Below are 21,335 nucleotides of genomic sequence, written 5' to 3' on the forward strand. Positions count from 1 at the left end.
CATTTGAGTATTGCCTCTTGCTCAAACGAGTATATATGACTAGAGTCACTTTGCAGATGAGCAAAATGATCCGCTCAAACGAGCGCAAAGCTTCTGGAAGAGCCGAAGCTGCACCACCGGCCCTGAAACGAACGCACCCGGTCTGCCGCCGTACGGCGGCGCGGACCGGCATCCGACTTTTGAGCACAAAGGAGTTCTTATGCGTCCCAGCATGCGTGCAGCCTCAATGGCTGCCGGTGCCCTGTGCATCGCACTTTCCGCCACGGCCTGCGCCGGTGCGGGCGGTGGATCTGCCGCAGGTGACCCGAACAGCATCAATGTCCTGATGGTGAACAACCCCCAGATGGAGGATCTGCAGAGGCTGACCGCGGACAATTTCACCAAGGAAACCGGGATCGCGGTCAACTACACGGTCCTGCCGGAGAATGATGTCCGGGCCAAGATCAGCCAGGAGTTCTCCAGCCAGGCCGGCCAGTACGATGTCGCGTCCCTGTCGAACTACGAGATCCCCTTCTTCGCCGAGAACAAGTGGCTGGCGCCGCTGGACAGCGTGGCCAAGGATCCCGAGTTCAACCAGGCGGACATCCTGCCTGCCTACACGGAGTCCCTGACGGGCAAGGACGGCAAGCTCTACGGCGAACCGTTCTACGGGGAGTCCTCGTTCCTGATGTACCGCAAGGACATCTTCGAGGCCAAGGGCCTGACCATGCCGGAAAAGCCCACCTGGGACCAGGTCGCCGATCTTGCCGCCAAGGCCGACGGCGCTGAGCCGGGCATGAACGGCATCTGCCTGCGCGGCCAGCCGGGCTGGGGCCAGGTCTTCGCCCCGCTGACCACCGTGGTGAACACCTACGGCGGCACCTGGTACGACAAGGACTGGAACGCCCAGGTCAACGCGCCTGAGTTCACCGAAGCTACCGAGTTCTACGTCAACCTGGTGCGCAAGCACGGCGAGGCCGGGGCCGCGCAAGCCGGGTTCACCGAGTGCCTGAACAACATGAGCCAGGGCAAGGTGGCCATGTGGTACGACGCCACCTCCGCAGCAGGCGCTTTGGAAGCCGAGGCCTCCCCGGTCAAGGGAAAGATCGGCTACGCCCAGGCGCCGGTGAAGAAAACCAAGTCCTCGGGCTGGCTGTGGACCTGGTCCTGGGCGATGCAGGCGGCGTCCAAGAAGCAGGATGCCGCCGGGAAGTTCATCGCGTGGGCCAGCTCCCGGGAATATGAGGAACTGGTCGCCGCCAAGCTCGGCTGGGCGAAGGTCCCCTCCGGCAAGCGCATCTCCACCTACGAAAATGCGGAGTTCCAGCAGGCTGCGCCGTTCTTCAAAGCCGAACGCTTCGCGATCGAGAACGCCGACCCGAAGAACCCCGGCGCCCAGGCCCGCCCCGCCGTCGGCATCCAGTTTGTCGGCATTCCCGAGTTCGCAGCCCTGGGCACCAGCGTCTCCCAGGGCGTCAGCTCAGCAATCGCCGGCCAGGGGACCGTGGCCGAGGCGCTGGCCAAGGGCCAGCAGGCCGCACAGAAGATCGGCAACAAGTACAAGTGACCTCAACCGAACCGCAGGAGAACATTATGACTACCGCAACGGCGCGCATCTCCCGCCCGGGACACAGCGCCTCCAAACCTTCAAAAGATGCCAGGGCGCGTGAACGCGCACTGGCCTGGGCACGGCGTGCACCGCTGCTGCCGGCCCTGATCTTCCTCATCATCGTCACCCAGCTTCCGTTCGTGGTGACGCTGATCATCTCGTTCCTGAGCTGGAACAGCCTGAGCCCTGACAAGACCGCCTTCGCCGGCCTGGAAAACTACGCCACCGTCCTCACCGACCCGGACCTCCGCCAGGCCATCTTCACCACCATCCTCCTGACCGTCGCCGTGGTCCTGGCCAGCCTGGTCATCGGGCTCGGCCTGGCCCTGCTGCTGGACAAGAAGTTCATCGGCCGGGGCCTGGCCCGCACCCTGCTGATCGCCCCGTTCCTCGTGGTGCCGGTGGCGGCTGCCCTGATCTGGAAGCACGCCCTGCTGAACCCGACGTACGGGCTGATCAACGGCATCCTCACCTGGGTCTGGTCCCTCTTCGGCAGCGATACTGCGCCCCAGTTGGACCTGCTCTCCCAGGCGCCCCTGATGGCCGTGATCGTCTCCCTGGTCTGGCAGTGGACCCCGTTCATGATGCTCATCCTGCTCGCCGGCCTGCAGTCGCGTCCCATGGACACCGTGGAGGCCGCGCAGATGGACGGCGCCACCCCCTGGGCCATCTTCCGGCACCTGACCCTGCCGCACCTGCGCCAGTACATCGAACTCGGCGGCCTGCTCGGCGCGATCTACATCGTGCAGAACTTCGACGCCGTCTTCACCCTCACCGCCGGGGGACTGGGCACGGCCAACCTGCCCTACGCCATCTACCAGACGTTCTACTTCGCCAACGAATACGGCCTGGCCTCTGCCGCCGGCGTCGTGGTGGTCATCGGCACCATCATCGTGGCCACGTTCGCACTCCGCACCGTTTTCTCGCTCTTCAAGAAGGAAGCAGCACGATGAGCACCCTCACCCCAACCAGGTCACACAACACAGCCACCGGCCGCACTGCCGGCAACACCGGCAGCCCCCGCCGCGGTTTCGGAAAGTTCGGCGGCAAGTCCCGGAAGGACCCCACCCGGAACAACACCGCCGCCGGCATCGCGGCCTGGCTCCTCGCCCTGCTCTTCGCCACTCCGGTCCTGTGGATGATCCTGACCTCCTTCCACTCGGAGAACGACGCCGCCACCAACCCGCCGTCCGTCGCTGCGGATCTCACCCTGGACGCCTACAGGGAGTTCTTCGGCGCCACGTCCGGGGTCAGCCCCTGGCCGCCGCTGATCAACTCCGCGACCGCCTCGATCCTCTCCACCGTCCTGGTGCTGGCGCTGGCCATCCCGGCCGCCTACGCCCTCTCGATCCGGCCGGTGAAGAAGTGGACCGACGTGATGTTCTTCTTCCTCTCCACCAAGATGATGCCAGTGGTGGCCGCGATCCTGCCGCTCTACCTGTTCGCCAGGACGGTGGGTGCTCTGGACAACATCTGGTTCCTGATCCTGATGTACACGTCCATGAACCTGCCCATCGCGGTCTGGATGATGCGCTCCTTCCTTGCTGAAGTCCCCGAGGAAATGCTCGAAGCGGCCCAGATCGACGGCGCGGGCCTGCTGCTGATTCTGCGCAGGATCATCGCCCCCGTGGCAATGCCCGGCATCGCGGCGACTGCGCTCATCTGCTTCATCTTCAGCTGGAACGAACTCCTCCTGGCCCGCGTCCTTACCGGCGTCGTCGCCGGCACCGCCCCGGTCTTTCTGACCGGCTTCGTCTCAGGCCAGGGCCTGTTCCTGGCCAAGGTCTGCGCCGCCGCCGTTGTGATCTCCCTGCCGGTGCTGTTGGCCGGCTTCGCCGCCCAGGACAAACTCGTCCAGGGCCTCTCCCTCGGCGCCGTGAAGTAACGAACTGCCCCTTCAACTCCCGAGGAATACTTCGATGACAACATCAACCACCCAATCCCCGGCGCTGGGACGGCCTGACCTGCCCGCCACCATGCGCGCCGCGGTCCTGAAGCGCCAGGGCGACATGGCCATGGAGACCCTGCCGGTCCCGCAGCTCGACGCCGACCAGGTCCTCGTCCAGGTCGCCGCCGTCGGCGTCTGCGGCAGCGACGTCCACTACTACGAACACGGGCGGATCGGCGACTACGTGGTGGACCACCCGCTGATCCTCGGCCACGAACTGTCCGGCCGGATCGCCGCCGTCGGAAGCGCCGTTGATCCCGCCCGCATCGGCCAGCGGGTCGCCGTCGAACCCCAGCGGCCCTGCCGCACCTGCAAGCAGTGCAAGGCCGGCCGCTACAACCTCTGCCCGGACATCGAGTTCTATGCCACCCCGCCGGTCGACGGCGCCTTCGCCGAATACGTGACCATCCAGAGCGACTTCGCCTACGACATCCCCGACAGCGTCAGCGACGAGGCCGCAGCCCTGATCGAGCCGCTCTCCGTCGGTCTGTGGGCCTGTGAGCGGGCGGAAATCAAGCCCGGCAGCCGTGTGCTGATCGCCGGTGCCGGCCCGATCGGGATCATCGCCGCCCAGGCCGCCCGCGCGTTCGGCGCCACCGAAATCTACATCACGGACATCGCCGAGGACCGCCTGGCCTTCGCCCTGGAACACGGCGCGACCCACGCGCTCAACGCCAGAACCGACAGCGTGGAGGGACTGGACGTGGACGCCTTCATCGACGCCTCCGGCGCCCCGCAGGCCGTCCGCTCCGGCATCAAAGCCGTCGGACCGGACGGCCGGGTGATCCTCGTGGGTCTCGGAGCCGACGACGTCGAACTCCCCGTTTCGTTCATCCAGAACCGGGAGATCTGGCTCTCCGGCGTCTTCCGCTATACCAACACCTGGCCGCTCGCCATCCAGCTCATCGCCGACGGCCAGGTGGACCTGGACATCCTCGTCACCGGCAGATTCAGCCTCGCCGAATCCGAAGAAGCACTCACAGCGGGCAAACAGCCCGGCCAGCTCAAAGCCGTCGTCTACCCAGGCCGCTGACAGCCCGCTCTGAAAGGAAAAACCCATGCAACCACTCACGAATTCGACACTGACGGGACTCCCGGAGAACCTCGGCAAGCCGTCCTTTGACCGGTCAGCCCTGACGGCCGGAATCGTCCACTTCGGCGTCGGTGGCTTCCACCGCGCCCACCAGGCCATGTACCTGGACCAGCTTATGAGTGCCGGACTCGCACATGACTGGGCCATCTGCGGAGTGGGCGTCCTGCCAGGGGATGCCCGGATGAAGCAGGTCATGGACAAGCAGGACTGCCTGTACACGCTTGTGGTGAAGAACCCCGACGGGACACGGGAAGGCCGGGTCATCGGCTCGATCATCGATTACCTTTTCGCACCTGACGACCCGGAGGCCGTCGTTGAAAAGATGGCGTCCGACGCCGTCCGGATCGTTTCGCTGACCGTCACCGAGGGCGGGTACAACTTCCACCACGTCACCGGCGACTTCGACGCCGGAAACCCCGACGTGGTCCACGACCTCCAGCCGGGAGCCGCCCCGCGGACTACCTTCGGACTCATCACCGAGGCACTGTCCCGCCGTCGTGAACGGGGCCTGGCGCCTTTCACAGTGATGTCCTGCGACAACATCCAAGGCAACGGCGACGTCGCCCGGAAGATGTTCACCGCTTTTGCCGCCCTTAAGGACCCGGCTCTGGGCGCCTGGGTCAGCGAGAACGTGCCCTTCCCCAACAGCATGGTGGACCGGATCACTCCCGTCACTGCCGACGAAGATCGCACGGCCATCGCGGAGGAATTCGGCGTGGATGACGGATGGCCTGTGGTCTGCGAGCCCTTTGAACAGTGGGTACTGGAGGACCACTTCAGCCTCGGACGCCCGCCCTTCGAAAAGGCGGGCGTGCAACTCGTGGAAGACGTGGAGCCTTACGAGCTGATGAAGCTGCGGCTCCTCAACGCGAGCCACCAGGGCATGTGCTACTTCGGCTACCTCGCTGGCTACCGTTACGCCCACGAGGTGGCGCAGGACCCGTTGTTCGCCGGGTTCCTGCTCGACTACATGGACAGGGAAGCAATCCCGACGCTTCAGCCGGTACCCGGCATCGACCTCGAGACATACAAACGCACCCTCATCGAGCGCTTCTCCAACGAATATGTCCGAGACACACTGGCCCGTCTCTGTGCCGAGAGCTCGGACCGGATCCCGAAGTGGCTGCTGCCCGTGGTCCGCATCAACCTCGAGAACGGGGGAGAGATCCAGCGGTCGGCGGCCATCGTGGCTAGCTGGGCCCGGTATGACGAAGGAACGGATGAGCAAGGCAACCCGATTGAAGTGGTGGACCGGCTCAAAGTCCCCCTCATGGCCGCCGCCGCACGCCAGCGGCAAGATCCGCTCTCGTTCATCTCAAACCGGGAAGTCTTCGGGGACCTAATAGACAATGCACGATTTGTCACCGCCTACTCCAACGCCCTGGCCAGCCTGCACCAGCGCGGTGCCAAGGAGACCCTTCAGAGCCTGGTGTCCTGACTCCGTCTAAAACCCTCTGCTGGGCCCGCTGACCGCATCGGTCGCCGGGCCCAGCTTGGCGTCCGGATCTGGCAGCAGGCAGACGGCGCCCGCCCGGAAAGTTTTGGGCGGAGTCTTCCGCGGTGCCTGGACTTGTTACGGCGATTTGCCGGGCGATAGGGAACTCAGCCCTGCGTCCGTTGTTGCCGTCAGCAGTTCAACGTCGTAGGCACCAGTACACCCACCTGCAACCGGATGGCCGCTGAGAGATGCATGGCGTCGGCGCTGCGCATCTTCCCGGCATCGCAGCCGCGTACATGAGGTCCGAGCGGCCCAGGTCCACAACGACTGGCTTCTTCACCGGGCTGGTGAAGGGGCCGCTTCGCCTGTCTGGAAATCGGCGTCGACCGAACCGGCGGAAGAAGCGCAGGGGGAATGCGCCGAGGAACGCTCGGGCCACAGGACCAGAGCGATGGCGGCGGACCCGAGGATCAAGCCGGCGAGGGTGGCGGGAGTGAACGGTTCCGCGAACAGGAAAGCCCCGGCTACAGCTGTGGTCGGGGCGACCAGGAAGAGGAGGGCATTGAGCGTAGTGATGCCGATCCGGCGGAGGAGGAACCAGTACAGGGCGTAGGCGATGAGGGTGGGGACGATCGCGATCACCAGGGTGGAGATCCAGAAGTCAGGGGTGGCCGGTGGCGCTAGGGTTCCGGCGAGAGACCCGAGCAGGGCGACCGCGACGAGAGTCACGGCGGCATGCGTGGACAGGGTGGCAAAGACACCGAGGCGTGCCGAGGTGCGGCGCTCCAGGAATGTGGCCGTGACGAGGCTCGCGAGGGCGACGAGCGGGAGCAGATAGGCGGGGCCTGGAGACGCAACTGCGGATGCGTCTGAAGCTACGATCAGGGCGACGCCACTGGCGCCGAACACGAGGCCGAGCCATTGGAGTGCACGCACGCGGAGCCCAAGGAGCGGTCCCACGAGGGTGGCGATGACAAGGGGCTGGATGGCATCGATGAGCGCGGTGGTCCCCGACGAGACGCCGGCGGCGATGGCCAGGTAGATAGGCACGACGTAGCCGAATTGGGCGAAGAATCCGATGACGAGATGGGGGCGGATGTCGCGCCAGCCGGGCAGGTCCGCGCGCGGAAGGACTGAGCCGCCGGAGGGTCTCCCGGGCCGGCTTTTCGAACCGATGCCAGCCGCCCGACGATGGGTGATGTTGACTCGGAGGGCGGTTCCGGCGACGGCGAGTGCCAGGATCACCACGACAATGAGGAATCTCCAGAAGACGACCGTAAGCGCCGGGGCGCCAGCGGTGCCGATCTTGGCTACGAGAAAACCAGAACTCCAACTGAGAACGAACGCGACGGAAGCTCCGATCAGGACAATGCGCTGAGGTATACCGTTCTGTTTACTCATGCTAATTAGTATACAGAACGGTATAGTAGATGCATGATGAAAGATCGCCGTGAGGTGATGCACAGAGACACGAATGAGCTGCCCAAGTACACGAAGGGAGCGGAACGGGTTCTGCTCGCCGCGTCCGAGCTGTTCTATCGTGAGGGAATCCACGCGGTAGGGGTGGACACGATCGCCGCGGCGGCCGGCGTAACCAAGAAAACCCTGTACGACCAGTTCGGTTCGAAAGAGGCGCTGGCGGTGGCCTACCTCCGACGGCGGGACGCCCGGTGGCGCGAATACCTCGAAAAAGAACTCGCGCAGGTATCTGCAGGCGGCACCGAGCGGATCCTCGCGATCTTCGACATCTCCGGGCGGTGGGCCATCGACAACAGCGACAAAGGGTGTTGCGCGATCAACGCGCGGGCCGAGACGGATGACCCGGAGAACCCCATCGCGGCGGAAGCCATCCGCCAAAAGAAATGGTTGAGAGACCTACTTGAGCAGCTGTGCAGGGAAGCGTCCGTTGCTGATCCTGCCCAGACAGCCGACTCGTTGATGCTTCTGTACGAGGGCGGGCTCGTGACAATGGGAATGGGTACCTTCCCGCAGCCCTTCGCGGTAGGGCGAGACGCAGCAGCGCGACTGCTCGCCACCAGCTAGTCTCCTGGCGTCTTAGCGCCATGTCAGGGCGGACGCGCGTCGCCCAACTGGCTGCAAAGTCAGGAGCCAGCGGATGCCGCACTCTCGCGTTCCGCCCGCGCCCAGTGCGCACGCAGCAGCTCAGCAAGCCGCTCGGGCTCGATCCGGTGTGGCGGGTCGAAGTGGTGCCGCTTGGGGAACACCTCCAGGCGGAAGTCCGGGAAGAAGACCCTGGACAGCCGGCTGGCAATCTCGCCGTAGTCGTCCGGGTTGCTCAGGCCGCCGAGGGCGAAGAACACCGGTTGGCGAAAGGCTGCCAAACGCGCCCGGTCCAGGTCGTAGCTCTTGAAGGTCCGCAGGAACGCCCTGATACCCGCGGGCCGCTTGGCCATCCACGGCGGCGGGGGACCCGGCGGCGGTGGCGGAAGGACGACGTCGGGCTTCACTCCCAGCCTCATGAAGGCGGGCATGAACTGCTCAGGCGGCAGGTCCTCCAACCGCTCATAGGCCTTCCACAGCTCAGTGTGCGCCGGGCTCCAGTCCCAGTTCCCTGCCCAGGCCGGCTCCAACAGCGCCAGGCTCAGCAGCCGGTCCGGATGCTTGGCGGCGAAAGCCAGCGCCGCCGCGCCGCCACCCGAATAGCCAGCAAGATGGAACGTCTCCCACCCCCGGGCATCGGCTTCGCGCAGCACGCCGTCGATCTCCGTGTCCAGGCTCCAGCCTTGCGGCAGCACGTCGCCCGCGTAGAGTTCCAGGTCCTTGGCAACAGCGTCGAAGTCGGACCCCAGTGCCGCAGTCAGAGCGCCGTACGCCGGCTGCGCGGGAAGCACGCTCCCGGGGAGAAGGATGGCCCGAATCCGATCCATGAACGAACCATACGCCCGGTCAGCTCTCCCTAACAGCCCCGCGGCGAGGACCCTTGGGTTGCTCGGCAGGCCTGCCTATCGGTGTGTGGATGAGCCGTGACCCTGGGCTGCACCAGGACTTCTTGCAGGGTCGCCATGGAATTGTCGCCCGGGGTAGTCATGGCCAATGCGCCATGGGCTGCACCGATTTCTACGGCCTCCTGTACGGAGAGTCCCTGAAACATACGTGCTGGAGGAAAGCCACCGGCAGGAACTGCTGGCCGCGGGACGTCCGGTCCCGCAGGCGCTCGGCGACATGCTCGGCTATTACTTCCGCTTCTACGAGAGCCCGTTCGGCCGGGCCTGCTCCGCGATGCACGACCCCCTCGCCGCGGCCCTCGCGGTGGGCGGCGTCGGCGCCGCGGTCGCCCCGGTGGTGACGGTCGACACGACACCACCGGCGGTCCCGGCCGCGGCCAGACCATCTGCGATCTCCGCGGACGGTACATGGACTATCCGGAGCAGCCCGGCGCCCGCTGCCGGGTGGTGCTGGAGCTCGACGGCGACTTCGCGCCGCACCTGGTGGAGACCCTGCTTTCGTTTGGTGACGCGGAAAGCACGACGGCGGCGCTCGCCTCCGCGGCCACGTCACCGGCCTGAGTACGCCCAGCGACGGGAGCCTTTGTGAGTGCCCGGTATCGTAACGCGTCATGGGGGACAACCGCCGTGTAATTTACCGACAGGCACTATCTAGCCAGTGCAGATTGAAGCAACATACCTCTCATGAAAAGAATCGTTATAGCTAGCTTCGCGGCGGTAGTCATGGCCTGTGGCGCAATCACCTTGGCAGCCCCAAGCAACGCAGTGACCACGAGCAACGCGGCGGCCCAGTCATCACACATCGCGGGGCAAATCATGGTGAAATTCCGCGACAAGGACGCGGCGGCCGGCGTCCTCCGGCAGCATGGCCTCAGGGAGGGCCCCGGTATCGGCAGCACCGGTGCCCTCCTCATCAAAGTACCGGCCGGCAAAGAGCTTCAACTCACCGAGGCATTGAGCCGGAACCGCGCGGTTGAATACGCCGAGCCGGACGAGCTGGTTACCGCCGCTACAACTGACACTTACTTCGAACGCCAATACGCTCTGCACAACGTGGGTCAATCATTTTCCAACACCGCCAACACGCTCACTGTGGCCGGGGGCGAACCGGACGCTGACATCGACGCCGTCGAAGCGTGGGACGCCGTCGAAGCGTGGAACGTCACCGGAGGAAGCGGCATCAAGGTTGCCATCATCGATTCAGGTGTCGCAAGCGACAACCCCGACATCACACCAAAGGTTGTTGCACGCGCCAACTTCAGTGGTACGGCAACCGGTGAAGACAATTACGGCCACGGCACCCACGTTGCCGGTATCGTTGCCGCCGCCCACAACTCCACCGGTGTCGCCGGTGTGTGCCCGGAATGCACCATCCTGGACGCCAAAGTGCTTAACGACAACGGATCCGGCGCTACATCGGCCATTGCAAAGGGCATCGACTGGGCCGTCAGCAATGGTGCCAAGGTGATCAACATGAGCCTCGGACAGCGCGTCTCTTCACGCACCCTCGAAACTGCCGTCAATAGTGCGTGGAACCAAGGGGTGGTGATCGTTGCCGCAGCCGGCAACGCCGGTACCCAGGCCAAGATCTACCCGGGTGCGTACACCAACGTTATTTCCGTGGCTGCAACCGACAACAAAGACAACAAAGCATCCTTCTCAACCTACGGCAAGTGGGTGGATCTCGCAGCGCCGGGTGTGAGTGTCTACTCGACGTTCCCGAACCACCCCTTCGTCCTTGGTACGCAGAACGGCCGGTCCACGAGTTATGACATTGCCAGCGGCACCTCAATGGCCTCACCTATTGTCGCCGGCGTTGCCGCGCTTGTCTGGAGCTCGCCTGCCGGCACCGCAAACACATCAGTCCGCGCGAAAGTCGAATCAACCGCCGATGTTATTTCTGGCACCGGCACCTTCTGGGCGCACGGCCGCGTGAACGCATGCAAGGCTGTCGATGGTAAGTGTCCGGTGCCCTGATACTCAGCCAGTGAAAAGTGGCGGAGTATTTTTGCAAAGAACCTACGTCTGGAGGGACTGCATCTTTGGGAGATGCCCCCGCCCGGTCCGGGATGAGGCATTTGGCAAGGTAGAAGGGCGTGGTGCCGCCGTCGTCGTCGAGCTCCAAAAGGGGAGGGGGAACCGCTGCCGAGGGTGACCCGGCCGGCGGAGGACTACCCGGAGTAGCCCGGCGCCCGCTGCCGGCGTCCAGCGAACGGGTGCCTCATCCCACTTTCCGCGGTTTGATGACGAGCCCGACGACGGCGGCCAGCGCGAGGGTGGAGAGGATGGTCGCCGACCAGAACCCGGCCCGTCCGCCGGTCAGGAAGTCGCCGGGGGTGGCGAAGGCCGCATAGGTCGAAGCCACGATGGCCAGTCCGACGGCGCCGCCAAGTTGCTGCATTGTCTGGAAAAGCCCAGAGGCGGACCCTGCGTGCTCGGGTTCGACGTTGCGAAGAGCGAGCGTCGTGAGCGGCATGAACGTCATGCCGGCTGAGATTCCCGTAAACAGCAGGGCAACCATGACGATCACGAAGGGGGTGTTCGGGCTCAGTTGCGTGAGCGGCAGGAAGGCGACGACGCGAAGGGCCGTGCCGACGATGACGAGGCGGACGGCCCCGAAGCGATCGACCAGCCGCGGGACGATCCGCGACATCGCGAAAATACTCAGGGGCATCGGCAGGAACGCCAGCCCCGTCATCACTGGCGTGAGGTGCAGATCGTTTTCAAGGTACTGGACCATGAGAAAGAACATCGCCAGCATCCCGCCATAGGTGGCCGCCATCGCCGCCAGCGCCGCCACTCGGCTCGGGCTGCGGAGCAGCTGCGGGCGGAGCAAGGGGTGGGCCACTCTCCGCTCGGTAAAGGCGAGCACGGTGATCAGCGCTGCGCCGACCACGAGTCCTCCGATCGTGCGGGGACTGGACCAGCCGTCGTCGCCCGCCTGGATGAGAGCCCACACAATGGCGACGGCGCCGCCCGTTGCGGTCACTGCTCCGAGAATGTCGAAGCGCCCGGGTCTCCGGGGAGTTTCGGCGACGAGGCGCGGCACGGCAACGAGGACGACGACGCCGATCGGCACATTGATGAAGAGGGTCCACCGCCAGTTGGCCATGTCGGTGAGCAGGCCGCCAAGAATGAGCCCGAGCGCGCCGCCCATCGAGGCGACGGCGGAGAACAATGCAAGCGCTCGGTTCCGTGCGCCGTCGTCCCGTGCGCTCGTAGTGATGAGGGCGAGCACGCTCGGGGCGGCGAACGCGGCACCGAGGCCTTGGAGTGCCCGCGCGATGACGAGGAGAAGGGGTGAGGTGGCCAGGCCGCCGAGCAGCGAGAAGACCGTGAAGACGGCGACGCCCACCAAGAACGTGCGGCGACGGCCGAAGACGTCTCCGATCCGTCCGCCGAGCAGCAAGAGGCCGCCGAAGGCAACGGCGTAGCCGTTCAAGACCCAGCTGAGCTGGGCGCGGTCGAAATGGAGGTCGGTGGCGATGCGGGGGAGTGCGACGTTGACGACGGTCGCGTCGAGGACAAGCATGAGTTGGGCAAGCATGACCAGCCAGAGGCCGATGCTGCCGGCGCGGCCGCGCGGATTACCGCTTCTCCGGGCGATCCTGGCGGGCCCGCGTGTGGCGGTTGTGGTTGTCATGGGAGGTGTCCTGTTCTAGCCGAAGGGCTGACGTACACTAAGAGGAGAGATGCTCCGGTTAGAACTATACGGAGACGCTCTCCGTTTGGCAACCATGCTTTGAAAGGTGTTTCTGTGCGCGCTGACGCTCAACGCAATCGCGATCGGATCGTGGAGGTTGCACGTGCGTTCTTCCGTGCCAAAGGCTTCGACGCCGTTTCGATGGACGAGGTTGCCAAAGGGGCCGAGGTGGGCGCCGGCACGCTGTACCGGCACTTCCCGACCAAAGAGTCCCTGTATGACGCGGTCCTTGAGGCCTGGGCGGAGAAGGTCAATGAGGCAGTCGACAGAGCGCTTTCGCCCGATGCATCGGCGCGGGAGCAACTGTTGACGTGGCTGACGGACTACGCGGCGATGCTGACAGAACACAAGGGTGCAGCCGCGCGGATCACTGCTGCGCTGGGCGACCCCGGCTCCCCGTTCGCGGCGAAATGCACGACTTACCTCAACGCGAATCAGCGCGTGATTGACGCGTTGGACTCGGCCCTGCGTCCCGGCGTCGAGGCAATGCAAATCAGTCGGCTTGTTGGCGGGATGGCTGCAGTCGCAGACAACAGCGAGCTTCCCGCCGACGCAGTGGCATCGATGCTTGAGATCGTCGCTGACGGACTGCTCGCTCCCTGACGGGTTCAGAGGACGCGTTCGAGGTCTGCGGGTCCCGCGCCGACGCCTTTGCGGCCTTTGCCCCTACCCAGCCGCTGCAGGTAGGGGCAAGATGACCCTATGAAAAAACTCCTCATGGCCGGATTCACTGCAGCAATCATGGGGTTTGGCGCACTCACCTTCGCCGCCCCAGGTACCGGAGCGCCCGAACCGTCACACATCACGGGTCAGATCATCGTCAAGTTCCGCGACGGTGGCGCGGCCGCCGGCGTCCTGCGCCAGCAGGGCCTCGGGGACGGCGCAACCATCGGCAGCACCGGCGCCCAACTGGTCAATGTTCCGGCCGGCAAGGAATCCCAACTCATCGACACCCTGAACCGCAACCCGGCCGTCGAGTATGCTGAGCCGGACGAGATCGTTACCGCCGCTACGGATGACACATATTTCCCCCGCCAGTACGCACTGCAGAACGATGGCCAGTCATTCACGAACACTGCCGGCACAATCAAAGTGGCCGGGGGCACAGCGGACGCTGATGTGGACGCCGTCGACGCCTGGAGCTTCGCTACCGGGAGAGACATCAGAGTTGCTGTCCTCGATTCGGGTGTCGCAACCGACAACCCCGACATCAACCCGAAGGTTGTTGCCCGCGCCAACTTCAGTGGTGCGGCAACAAATGAAGACAATTACGGCCACGGCACCCATGTTGCCGGTATCGTTGCCGCCAGTCACAATACCTCTGGGGTGGCCGGTGTGTGCCCGGATTGCACGATTCTGGCTGGCAAGGTTCTGAACGACAGCGGTGTTGGATCTACATCGAGCGTTGCAAACGGGATCAACTGGGCTGTCAGCAATGGTGCCAAAGTGATCAACATGAGCATCGGAGTGCGGGCGTCCCGCACCCTCGAGACTGCCGTCAACAACGCCTGGAGCCAGGGTGTGGTGCTCGTTGCCGCAGCAGGCAACGGCGGTAACCAAACCAAGATCTACCCCGGCGCATACCCGAATGTCATCGCCGTCGCCGCTACCGACAACAACGACGCCAAAGCATCGTTCTCAACGTATGGAGCCAGCTGGGTGGATATCGCAGCGCCCGGATTCAACGTCTATTCGACCTTCCCGAACCACCCGTTTGTCCTCGGGACGCAGAACAACCGCTCCATGGGGTATGACGTCGGCAACGGTACGTCAATGTCCTCAGCCATCGTCGCCGGCGTTGCCGCACTTGCCTGGAGCTCATCCGGCGCCACGCACACATCAGTGCGTGCAAACGTCGAATTAACCGCCGACCAGATTGATGGCACTGGCACTTACTGGAAGCATGGCCGCGTGAACGCATGCGATGCGGTAGCTTGTGACCCTTAGCTTCACCAGCTCAGGGCCCGAAAAGCCAGGCCTGCACCGCATGACCGGCCCGCGCCCGCATGAACGGCCGGGCCCCGGGCCGGTTATGCGGGGGAGGGCCGCCTAAGCTCAGCCGGACGAGTCGGCCTAGGCACGGCTGGGGCCGACCTGGCTCAGCCCGATCTGGCATTCGCCTGGGCCCAGAACCCGGCCGAAGCGGGAGTTGAGGGCGGCGAGCAGCGTGGTGCCGCCGTCGTCGTTCATTTCTAGCGGTGCGGGGCGGCGTTTGCCGACAAGGAGCGGCCCGGCGGTGATGTTTTTCCAGCTCATCACAGATGAGGGTGTAGCGTGCGGCAGCCACAGTGCAACCGGCATGACCCCGATGACGCATCGCGTCGCGGCGTGCTAGCGTTTCAGTGATCGCGATCCATCGGCAGGAGGTGAGACCCATTGATGCAGTATCCACACTGGGTGCTCCCTTGCAGTTCACGATCGCGCGGCTGAGGTAGTCGCCACCGGGAGCGCCCGACAGGCCATTCGCGAAAGGCGACTCCCATGAACACGACCCCTACTTCACCTCTGCACTCCATTTCGACGGCCGCCGGTCCGCCGAGGTCCAACCAGGACCGGCCGCAGGTCGACGTTACAAAGCGGACGCGCGCCGCGGGTCAGCGAGCGTTGGTCCTCGGTGGCGGCGGATCGACAGGCAACGCGTGGCTGATCGGCGTCATCGCCGGCCTCTTCGATGCCGGGTTGGATGTGACCGAGGCTGATCTGATCATCGGCACGTCAGCCGGATCGACGGCCGCGGCGCAGATCACTAGCGCGTCCCCGACTGAACTGCTTGCCGCCATCCTTTCCGCCGCACCCCAGCCACGGACTGCTCCGGTGGGATCCGACGGTGGACACGTTCGCATTGGGCCGACAGCGAATCATATGGAGAGAACGAGCCGAATCATCGCCGCCGCTGAGGATGCGGCCGATATGCGCCGCAGAATGGGTGCGGCGGCGCTCGAAATGGATGCGGCGTCGGACGGCTCCGGGCAATCGCGGTGGCGCGCTACCGTCGCCGCGCGGCTGCCCAGTCAGCGCTGGCCGGAACGAACGGTGCTCATCACGGCGGTCAATGCCTATACCGGTGAACCGGTCGTGTTCGACCGCCACAGCGGGGTCGACCTGGTGGACGCCGTGGCCGCCAGCTGTGCTAGTGGCTTCGCCTACAGTATCGGCGGCAGCCGATACATCGACGGCGGCTACCGATCCAACGCCGAGAATGCCGATCTGGCAGCCGGTTACGCACGGGTGCTGGTGCTGTCACCATTCGGCGGCAGATCACGGACTCCGGTGGACTGGGGCATGCATCTCGCAACCCAGGTCGACGAACTACGCGCATGCGGCAGCAGAGTCGAAACGATCTTCCCGGATGGCAGCTCCGAGCACATGTTCGGCGCCAACGCGATGGATCTGTCGCTGCGTCCGCCCGCTGCTCGAGTTGGCCACAACCAAGGCAGGGCCCTTGCCGAGCAGCTCACCGAATTCTGGCGCTGACGCCCACGAAACCCGTCGACCCGGTAGGCCGTCTCACCTTGAAGGACAAACATGGAATACCCCGCCTTCACCGTAAACTTCCCAGTGATCCTTGTGTCTGCCATGTTCACCATTGTTGTAGGCGTTATTGCTCTTGTCGTCAATAGCCTGAAAAAGCGTCGGCTCGCCTTGATCCTAAGCAGTGCAACGGTGCTGCTGATTACCGCATTCGTAGTTGCTAGCGGCTTTCTCGAGGCGGCTAGAACCAATGAGATGTTGCGTGCAGCCGACGACGTTGCAGTTCCTGAGGGGTTCAAGCTCGGAACCCTGCAGGGAAGAACGGCAGAGCGGATCGTTCAAGCCACAGCATTCCTTCCCTGCGGGGCTGTAACTGCCCCCTGCCCGTCCCTGCACCGGCAGTGGTCGGGTCCCGAGGGGCAGAATATGACGCGGGAAGACTTGGAACAGATTCTCCGTGACAGCGGGTGGCAGGGAAAGCTTGTTATCAATGAGGAAAACTGCGAACTGCAGTACACGAACAGCAGTGAGATCAGTTGTGAAGCAAGAGGGAAGATCGATGACTTTGATGCTCAGGTCAGGCTGTCGCAGTCTAGGGGTGACGCATGGAGGTTATCGCTGATGCTGGAACCGGAGAGATAGAAGCTCCACTTGAACGTACGGTTCAAGACTGGAGCGACTGCATCACGGATAGGTGCCCAGCACGTGCCGCGATGAGGCACTTCGCCAGGTAGAAGGGCCGGCTCGCGTACTTGACGTACTGCGTCAGAACGAGGACCGGATCCGAGGCCCGCAGGTCCAGCAGCTTGGCGCGGGTGGGCCCCACCTGGCTCAGGCTGATCTGGCATTCGCCGGGTCCCATTACCCGGCCGAAGCGGGAGTTGAGGGCTGCGAGCAGCGTGGTGCCGCCGTCGTCTTCGATCTCCAAAGCCGCGGGGGAGGCCTTGCCGATACTGATCGGCCTGGCCGAGATGTTTTCCTGCAGGTGGGCGATGGCTTCGCCGTCGCGGATCAGGACGGATTCCCAGAGCCAGCACTCGGCGCCGGGCTCGACACCCAGGCCGGGGGCGACAAATTCTGAGGCGGGCTGCCGCTCCCTGAGGACGCGTTTGATTTCGAGGTGCTGTCCGGGGCCGCCGAGGACTTCCTCGAAGGGGCGGATCCGTTCGATGCCGATGCGGGGGAGGGTGTCGGAGACGAACCGGCCGACGCCGCGGCGGGCCCTGATGAGACCGTCCTCCTCGAGCAGCATGAGGGCTTCACGGACGACGGTGCGGCTGACCTTCATGTCCGTGCCGAGGTCGGTTTCGGTGGGCACCATCGAACCGGGCGTGAGCAGGTTGTTGCGGATGGCCTCGGCGATCCGGGAGTAGACGGCAACCCGGAGCGGCGAGCCGGGCTGAGCCTCCACCGGCTGGGACAGGAACCTGGTGGCGTCCTCGTGCACGTTATGCCTCGCTTACTGGTCTTCGGGAATTCCAGCCTAACAAGTGCTACGCGTTTGTTGGACAACGGGCAAGCGTCGTAGCCTCTGAACACCACCAGGCGCTCAGAGGCTACGACCGCAGGGAACGCGAGTGGCTTTGCGCGAGTGGCTTTGAATGAAGAACTCCCCACGCCAGCAGGATTTCAGATCGTGCTGGCAGGTCGAGGCGTAGGCCACGGACGCTGCATAGGCGGTACGACCTATTCGCACCCGACGCCATCACCGTCGCGGTCAAGGCCATAGATGTCAGATCCGGTCACGGATACAGGTCCCCTAACGTAAGCGGGACCATTTCCGCTTCCACCGGCGCAGTCCACGTCTGATGCGATCGGAACGCATACGCCGGCATAATTGGGGTCGCATCCCGAAGGTGCAGCCGGGGCTACTGGCTGCACCGGCGCCGGGACCTTGGCTGCTGCCTCTGCCTCGGCTGCCGCCTCTGCAGCGGCCTGTTGGCGCGCGGCGTCTGCGGCGGCCTTTTCTTGTGCGGCTTTTGCCGCCGCTTCCTGCGCCGCCTTGTCCGCGGCGGCCTTTGCCGCCGCTTCCTGCGCCGCCTTGTCCGCAGCGGCCTTTGCCGCCGCTTCCCGCTTCGCCTTGTCCGCAGCGGCCTTTTCAGCAGCAGCTTTTGCAGCAAGTGCCGCGGTCGCCGCCCGCGCATCAGTGAGGTTCTTCGAGGCAGACTCTTCCATCCAAACCAGTTCCCCTGCATCGGATTTCGTGCAGACGAAAACGGTCGGCGGGTACTCTTCAGTCGCGTTCTCCGTAACGCACGAGGTCGTCGCCGGAGCAGTAGGAGTGGTCGTCGGAGCCGCCGATGCTGAACTGGTCGTTTGCGACAATGAAGCGGCTGGTGGCCCTGCGCACGCGGCGATGGAGAAAATAACGGCGCACGTTATCGTCACGCTCATCATTGGGCGATTGGCGGTTCGCAGACGGCCCAGGACGTCGCCCGCCATTGGACTCATCCTGTGATCCTTATTTCGCGCGTCGTTGCGGCGAAAAGATATATTCATTTGTGCCCCCATAAAGCAGCTGTTGATGCGAATAGCATCGCGAGCGTAGCATTCTAGATTCAGTCAGAAACAGACTTTTCCACATGACAAAATTAGTCATTGACAATGCCGCGGAACTTCAGCTCTAGGCAAATCTGTGACTTGGCCGAGTAGGCGGCGGGAAACACTAAGTCGATTGCGACCAACGGCCATTCAGTGTATTTACGCCAGAGCAGTTGCGACGTTCCTGATTGCTAGGCCACGCTACGCCGGCGCCACTGCCTGGTTCAGGCTTCGAAGTTGGCGAGGTGCTCCCGGAGCCCCGGATAATTACTGTTCTCGGCCAGAACCTTTTCGAAGTCCTTTCGTGCCATCGCTCGCTTCCCCTCGCTCAGGTAGGTCAGGCCCCGCTCGATCAGTGCACGCTGCCGGAGTTCTGTGGGACGGGACCGCACACGCAACGCTTCCTTGAAGGCCTCGCGGGCAGCATCCGGGAAGCCCTGCTCGCGGAAAGCGATGCCGCGCTGGATGAGGAGGTACGTGGCGGCAGCATCGTCGTTCTTAAGGCCCTCAGTGAGTTCGACTACCTCATCCCATCGGCTTTGAGCCGCGTAGAGCTCAGCCAAGGAAACTGCGGAAACTGTGCTCGGCTCGAGCCGCTCAATGACGTCGACGGCTGACGGGAGATTTCCCTGTTCCTGATGGATTTCGGCCAGCAGGAGCCCGATGAAGTCGCGGTCCAAGGGAAGCATCACGTCAATTCCCTCCGCAATGGGCAGGTTGAAGGTGGCAGCGGGCAGATACTTCCGGACGAACTCATCCGACTCCGGCTCATAGCCGGTATCGAAAAGCCAGCTCAACAGGTCAAGAGCCCGCGGCCGGTCGCCCCTGGGCAATGCCGTGAGTGTCGCCTCAAAGAGGGCTGCAATTGGACGCGCCTGCTCGAATTCTGTTCCGATCCGTGGCAACTCGTTGGCATCAGGGCGTGCAATCAATGCACGGTGAAGTTCCTTCTCCCATTTGGGCGCGAACAAACCTGGAGTTGCTGGCCTAGGAGCTTGGGGTTCGTGTGTCGCGGTCGCTGCGGGGCGGGCAGCAGCTGCGGATGGGCCCCGTCTCGTGGAACCAGTAGAAAGGGTCTTCACGTGTGAAACCCCTGAACCGGGAATCCCCAGAGTGCGTGTCACACGTCCGGAGGAATTTGCGGAGATCCTTGCTCCCCGAACCCCGGCGCTGATACCGACACTCTTTGGCGTTACCGTCATCCGTATCCCCGGTGCAATCTTGAATGACTTGCGAACCCTGAAACCCATGTCTTTCCCCCGTTTGTGTGGCCGCTTGCCCGCTGACCAGCGGATTTCTTCAGTATCACTGCCCAAGTATCGAAATGCTAGAAATCAGGGTCTCGATGTGTGGGCCACTTGGGTTTGGACAAGCTCATTCACCATTCGGACGACGATTTGCCCGAGGTGCAATATTTCATGTGCGAAGCTCTACGAGATTGACATGCCTAATCGAACTGAGAGCACCATGAGAGGATCCGACGGTTATTGCTGGCTACCAAGGACCGAATGCGCGATCAACATGTCTAGACGCCGCACGTCCACCTTCTTCCCCACCTTGATCTTGATGTGCCCCGCCCGAGTCCACATCTCCAGCTCGGCGTCAAGATCAAATTTTCCAGCGTTCTCCGAGGACCACATGTTAATGGCGGAGTAGGGCAACGAGTACACCTCCACCTTCTTGCCAGTCAGGCCCTGGGCATCCCGGACGATCATCCGCTTGGTCGTAAAAATGGCGCTGTCCCGGAATGTCTTATACGCGGCCACGGGCTGCTCGCCCGGGAGCATAAGCTCTTCAACGTCATTGGGGATCGGACATTCATCGACGAACATCCACGTGCTTACTGCTGCTGCCTCCAAGGCTGCTCCTTTGATTGGGTCGGGTCCAGCCCTCAGTGTCTCAAGCGGTCGACATCTCTCCGTGCCTCCGCGCCTTGGCGTGTCTCGTGGCGGGTTTATCTGACCGTCCACTAAAGCTGCCGCCGACAAGACCTTCGCCTATCTTGACTGAAACTTTCGCCGATCTTGCCTGAACGGGGCGAGCATCAATTCATAACTTGGAAGGAGTGAACATCATGGCTGACGACCAAGAATTGCTCGACTGGGTTTCCCCGCGCAAACAGCGGGAAATCGACAACCAGGCGGCATTTCTCCGGTATCTGCTGGAGCGTGAAGAGGCGCAAGGGGGTGGGAAATCATGAACGATTACGTTCCCCGTGCTCGTGAACCGCATGACGCGCTTTGGGTGATCCAACGCGACCTGGCGAACATCATCGCCAAATACACCGATAGGGGCGACCACGAAACTGCCGCTGTCTACAAAGAAGCACTTGCCCGTTACAACGGCGACTGAATCTGGCAACCAGCGGGCTTGGGTTCGACGGGCTCAACCGTCAACTACGGAAGCGGCTGGCGCTCGCCGGCGCTGACTGGAGCATCGAGCGTGACGTACGTCCGCCGTCGTCGTTCGAATCTTGCCTGTTGGCCGGGGCAGGGGATCTGCGCGCCTTCCGCGGGGTTAAGTGGTATGTTTCGGATCCCGCACGGATCTCGTCACTTTGCCGTGACGGGTCCAACACAAGCTTGCG

The 21,335-nt window shown here is 63.8% G+C and carries 22 protein-coding genes and 1 pseudogene; 14 read left to right on the forward strand and 9 right to left on the reverse strand.

Annotated features, from left to right (window positions below; all coding sequences use genetic code 11):
* Positions 1-199: 199 nt before the first annotated feature.
* From J7E80_RS02165 to J7E80_RS02185, 5 genes are read left to right on the forward strand one after another with little or no spacing between them, the layout of a single operon-like run.
* Entirely contained in the window at positions 200-1,546 is a 1,347-nt protein-coding gene (locus J7E80_RS02165) for a sugar ABC transporter substrate-binding protein (RefSeq protein WP_215049842.1), read from the forward strand.
* A gap of 26 nt (positions 1,547-1,572) precedes the next feature.
* A complete protein-coding gene (locus tag J7E80_RS02170; RefSeq protein WP_215049843.1) occupies positions 1,573-2,541 on the forward strand; it encodes a carbohydrate ABC transporter permease in 969 nt (322 codons plus the stop codon).
* Entirely contained in the window at positions 2,538-3,473 is a 936-nt protein-coding gene (locus J7E80_RS02175) for a carbohydrate ABC transporter permease (RefSeq protein WP_215049844.1), read from the forward strand. The genes J7E80_RS02170 and J7E80_RS02175 overlap by 4 nt, the downstream gene beginning before the upstream one ends.
* A 34-nt stretch (positions 3,474-3,507) precedes the next feature.
* Positions 3,508-4,569: an NAD(P)-dependent alcohol dehydrogenase gene (locus J7E80_RS02180; RefSeq protein WP_215049845.1), complete on the forward strand. Its 1,062-nt coding sequence runs from the start codon at positions 3,508-3,510 to the stop codon at positions 4,567-4,569.
* A gap of 25 nt (positions 4,570-4,594) precedes the next feature.
* Positions 4,595-6,067: a mannitol dehydrogenase family protein gene (locus J7E80_RS02185; RefSeq protein ID WP_215049846.1), complete on the forward strand. Its 1,473-nt coding sequence runs from the start codon at positions 4,595-4,597 to the stop codon at positions 6,065-6,067.
* Between the two features lie 336 nt (positions 6,068-6,403).
* Here J7E80_RS02185 and J7E80_RS02190 read toward each other — a convergent pair whose 3' ends face one another.
* Positions 6,404-7,468 carry a DMT family transporter gene (locus J7E80_RS02190; protein ID WP_215049847.1) on the reverse strand — a complete coding sequence of 355 codons (1,065 nt, stop codon included), beginning with the start codon at positions 7,466-7,468 and terminating at the stop codon, positions 6,404-6,406.
* Positions 7,469-7,501: 33 nt separating this feature from the next.
* Here J7E80_RS02190 and J7E80_RS02195 point away from each other — a divergent pair, with 33 nt between their 5' ends.
* Positions 7,502-8,110 carry a TetR/AcrR family transcriptional regulator gene (locus tag J7E80_RS02195; RefSeq protein ID WP_251036329.1) on the forward strand — a complete coding sequence of 203 codons (609 nt, stop codon included), beginning with the start codon at positions 7,502-7,504 and terminating at the stop codon, positions 8,108-8,110.
* A gap of 59 nt (positions 8,111-8,169) precedes the next feature.
* Here the strand turns inward: J7E80_RS02195 and J7E80_RS02200 are convergent, their stop codons facing one another.
* Positions 8,170-8,955 carry an alpha/beta fold hydrolase gene (locus tag J7E80_RS02200; protein ID WP_215049848.1) on the reverse strand — a complete coding sequence of 262 codons (786 nt, stop codon included), beginning with the start codon at positions 8,953-8,955 and terminating at the stop codon, positions 8,170-8,172.
* A gap of 486 nt (positions 8,956-9,441) precedes the next feature.
* On the opposite strand from J7E80_RS02200, the gene J7E80_RS24540 reads away from it, so the two are divergent.
* Positions 9,442-9,594 carry a hypothetical protein gene (locus J7E80_RS24540; protein WP_396020717.1) on the forward strand — a complete coding sequence of 51 codons (153 nt, stop codon included), beginning with the start codon at positions 9,442-9,444 and terminating at the stop codon, positions 9,592-9,594.
* Positions 9,595-9,717: 123 nt separating this feature from the next.
* A complete protein-coding gene (locus tag J7E80_RS02210; protein ID WP_215049849.1) occupies positions 9,718-11,010 on the forward strand; it encodes a S8 family serine peptidase in 1,293 nt (430 codons plus the stop codon).
* 244 nt (positions 11,011-11,254) lie between these two features.
* Here the strand turns inward: J7E80_RS02210 and J7E80_RS02215 are convergent, their stop codons facing one another.
* Positions 11,255-12,676, reverse strand: coding sequence for an MFS transporter (locus J7E80_RS02215; protein ID WP_251036330.1), 1,422 nt, complete (start codon positions 12,674-12,676; stop codon positions 11,255-11,257).
* A 150-nt stretch (positions 12,677-12,826) separates the two neighbouring features.
* On the opposite strand from J7E80_RS02215, the gene J7E80_RS23620 reads away from it, so the two are divergent.
* Both J7E80_RS23620 and J7E80_RS02225 read left to right on the forward strand, forming a co-directional pair.
* The gene (locus tag J7E80_RS23620; RefSeq protein WP_311380747.1) at positions 12,827-13,339 is read left to right on the forward strand and encodes a TetR/AcrR family transcriptional regulator; all 513 of its coding nucleotides are present in this window, start codon (positions 12,827-12,829) and stop codon (positions 13,337-13,339) included.
* Positions 13,340-13,438: 99 nt separating this feature from the next.
* The gene (locus tag J7E80_RS02225) at positions 13,439-14,683 is read left to right on the forward strand and encodes a S8 family peptidase (protein ID WP_215049852.1); all 1,245 of its coding nucleotides are present in this window, start codon (positions 13,439-13,441) and stop codon (positions 14,681-14,683) included.
* A 126-nt stretch (positions 14,684-14,809) separates the two neighbouring features.
* On the opposite strand, the gene J7E80_RS02230 is transcribed toward J7E80_RS02225, so the two are convergent.
* Positions 14,810-14,992, reverse strand: a complete 183-nt coding sequence (locus J7E80_RS02230; protein ID WP_251036331.1) for a hypothetical protein — start codon at positions 14,990-14,992, stop codon at positions 14,810-14,812.
* 225 nt (positions 14,993-15,217) lie between these two features.
* Here J7E80_RS02230 and J7E80_RS02235 point away from each other — a divergent pair, with 225 nt between their 5' ends.
* Positions 15,218-16,210, forward strand: a complete 993-nt coding sequence (locus J7E80_RS02235) for a patatin-like phospholipase family protein (protein WP_215049853.1) — start codon at positions 15,218-15,220, stop codon at positions 16,208-16,210.
* A 51-nt stretch (positions 16,211-16,261) separates the two neighbouring features.
* Entirely contained in the window at positions 16,262-16,849 is a 588-nt protein-coding gene (locus tag J7E80_RS02240) for a hypothetical protein (protein ID WP_215049854.1), read from the forward strand.
* 22 nt (positions 16,850-16,871) lie between these two features.
* On the opposite strand, the gene J7E80_RS02245 is transcribed toward J7E80_RS02240, so the two are convergent.
* From J7E80_RS02245 to J7E80_RS02260, 5 genes and pseudogenes are all read right to left on the reverse strand, one after another.
* On the reverse strand, positions 16,872-17,654 hold the full coding sequence (locus J7E80_RS02245; RefSeq protein ID WP_215049855.1) for a GntR family transcriptional regulator: 783 nt from the start codon (positions 17,652-17,654) through the stop codon (positions 16,872-16,874).
* Between the two features lie 239 nt (positions 17,655-17,893).
* The gene (locus J7E80_RS02250; RefSeq protein ID WP_396020718.1) at positions 17,894-18,382 is read right to left on the reverse strand and encodes a hypothetical protein; all 489 of its coding nucleotides are present in this window, start codon (positions 18,380-18,382) and stop codon (positions 17,894-17,896) included.
* 590 nt (positions 18,383-18,972) lie between these two features.
* Positions 18,973-19,680 carry a lipopolysaccharide assembly protein LapB gene (locus tag J7E80_RS02255; RefSeq protein ID WP_251036332.1) on the reverse strand — a complete coding sequence of 236 codons (708 nt, stop codon included), beginning with the start codon at positions 19,678-19,680 and terminating at the stop codon, positions 18,973-18,975.
* A gap of 165 nt (positions 19,681-19,845) precedes the next feature.
* Positions 19,846-19,998, reverse strand: a pseudogene (locus tag J7E80_RS24545) (DUF4236 domain-containing protein); the annotation flags it as partial.
* A 234-nt stretch (positions 19,999-20,232) separates the two neighbouring features.
* Positions 20,233-20,607: a PH domain-containing protein gene (locus tag J7E80_RS02260; RefSeq protein ID WP_285291781.1), complete on the reverse strand. Its 375-nt coding sequence runs from the start codon at positions 20,605-20,607 to the stop codon at positions 20,233-20,235.
* A 215-nt stretch (positions 20,608-20,822) separates the two neighbouring features.
* On the opposite strand from J7E80_RS02260, the gene J7E80_RS24185 reads away from it, so the two are divergent.
* Together J7E80_RS24185 and J7E80_RS02265 are read left to right on the forward strand one after the other, a co-directional pair.
* On the forward strand, positions 20,823-20,948 hold the full coding sequence (locus tag J7E80_RS24185; protein ID WP_285291782.1) for a hypothetical protein: 126 nt from the start codon (positions 20,823-20,825) through the stop codon (positions 20,946-20,948).
* A complete protein-coding gene (locus J7E80_RS02265) occupies positions 20,945-21,100 on the forward strand; it encodes a hypothetical protein (RefSeq protein ID WP_215049857.1) in 156 nt (51 codons plus the stop codon). Before J7E80_RS24185 ends, J7E80_RS02265 begins: the two co-directional genes overlap by 4 nt.
* Positions 21,101-21,335: the final 235 nt, after the last annotated feature.

The sequence above is a fragment of the Arthrobacter sp. ISL-28 genome (assembly GCF_018613875.1).
Classification (GTDB): Bacteria; Actinomycetota; Actinomycetes; order Actinomycetales; family Micrococcaceae; genus Arthrobacter.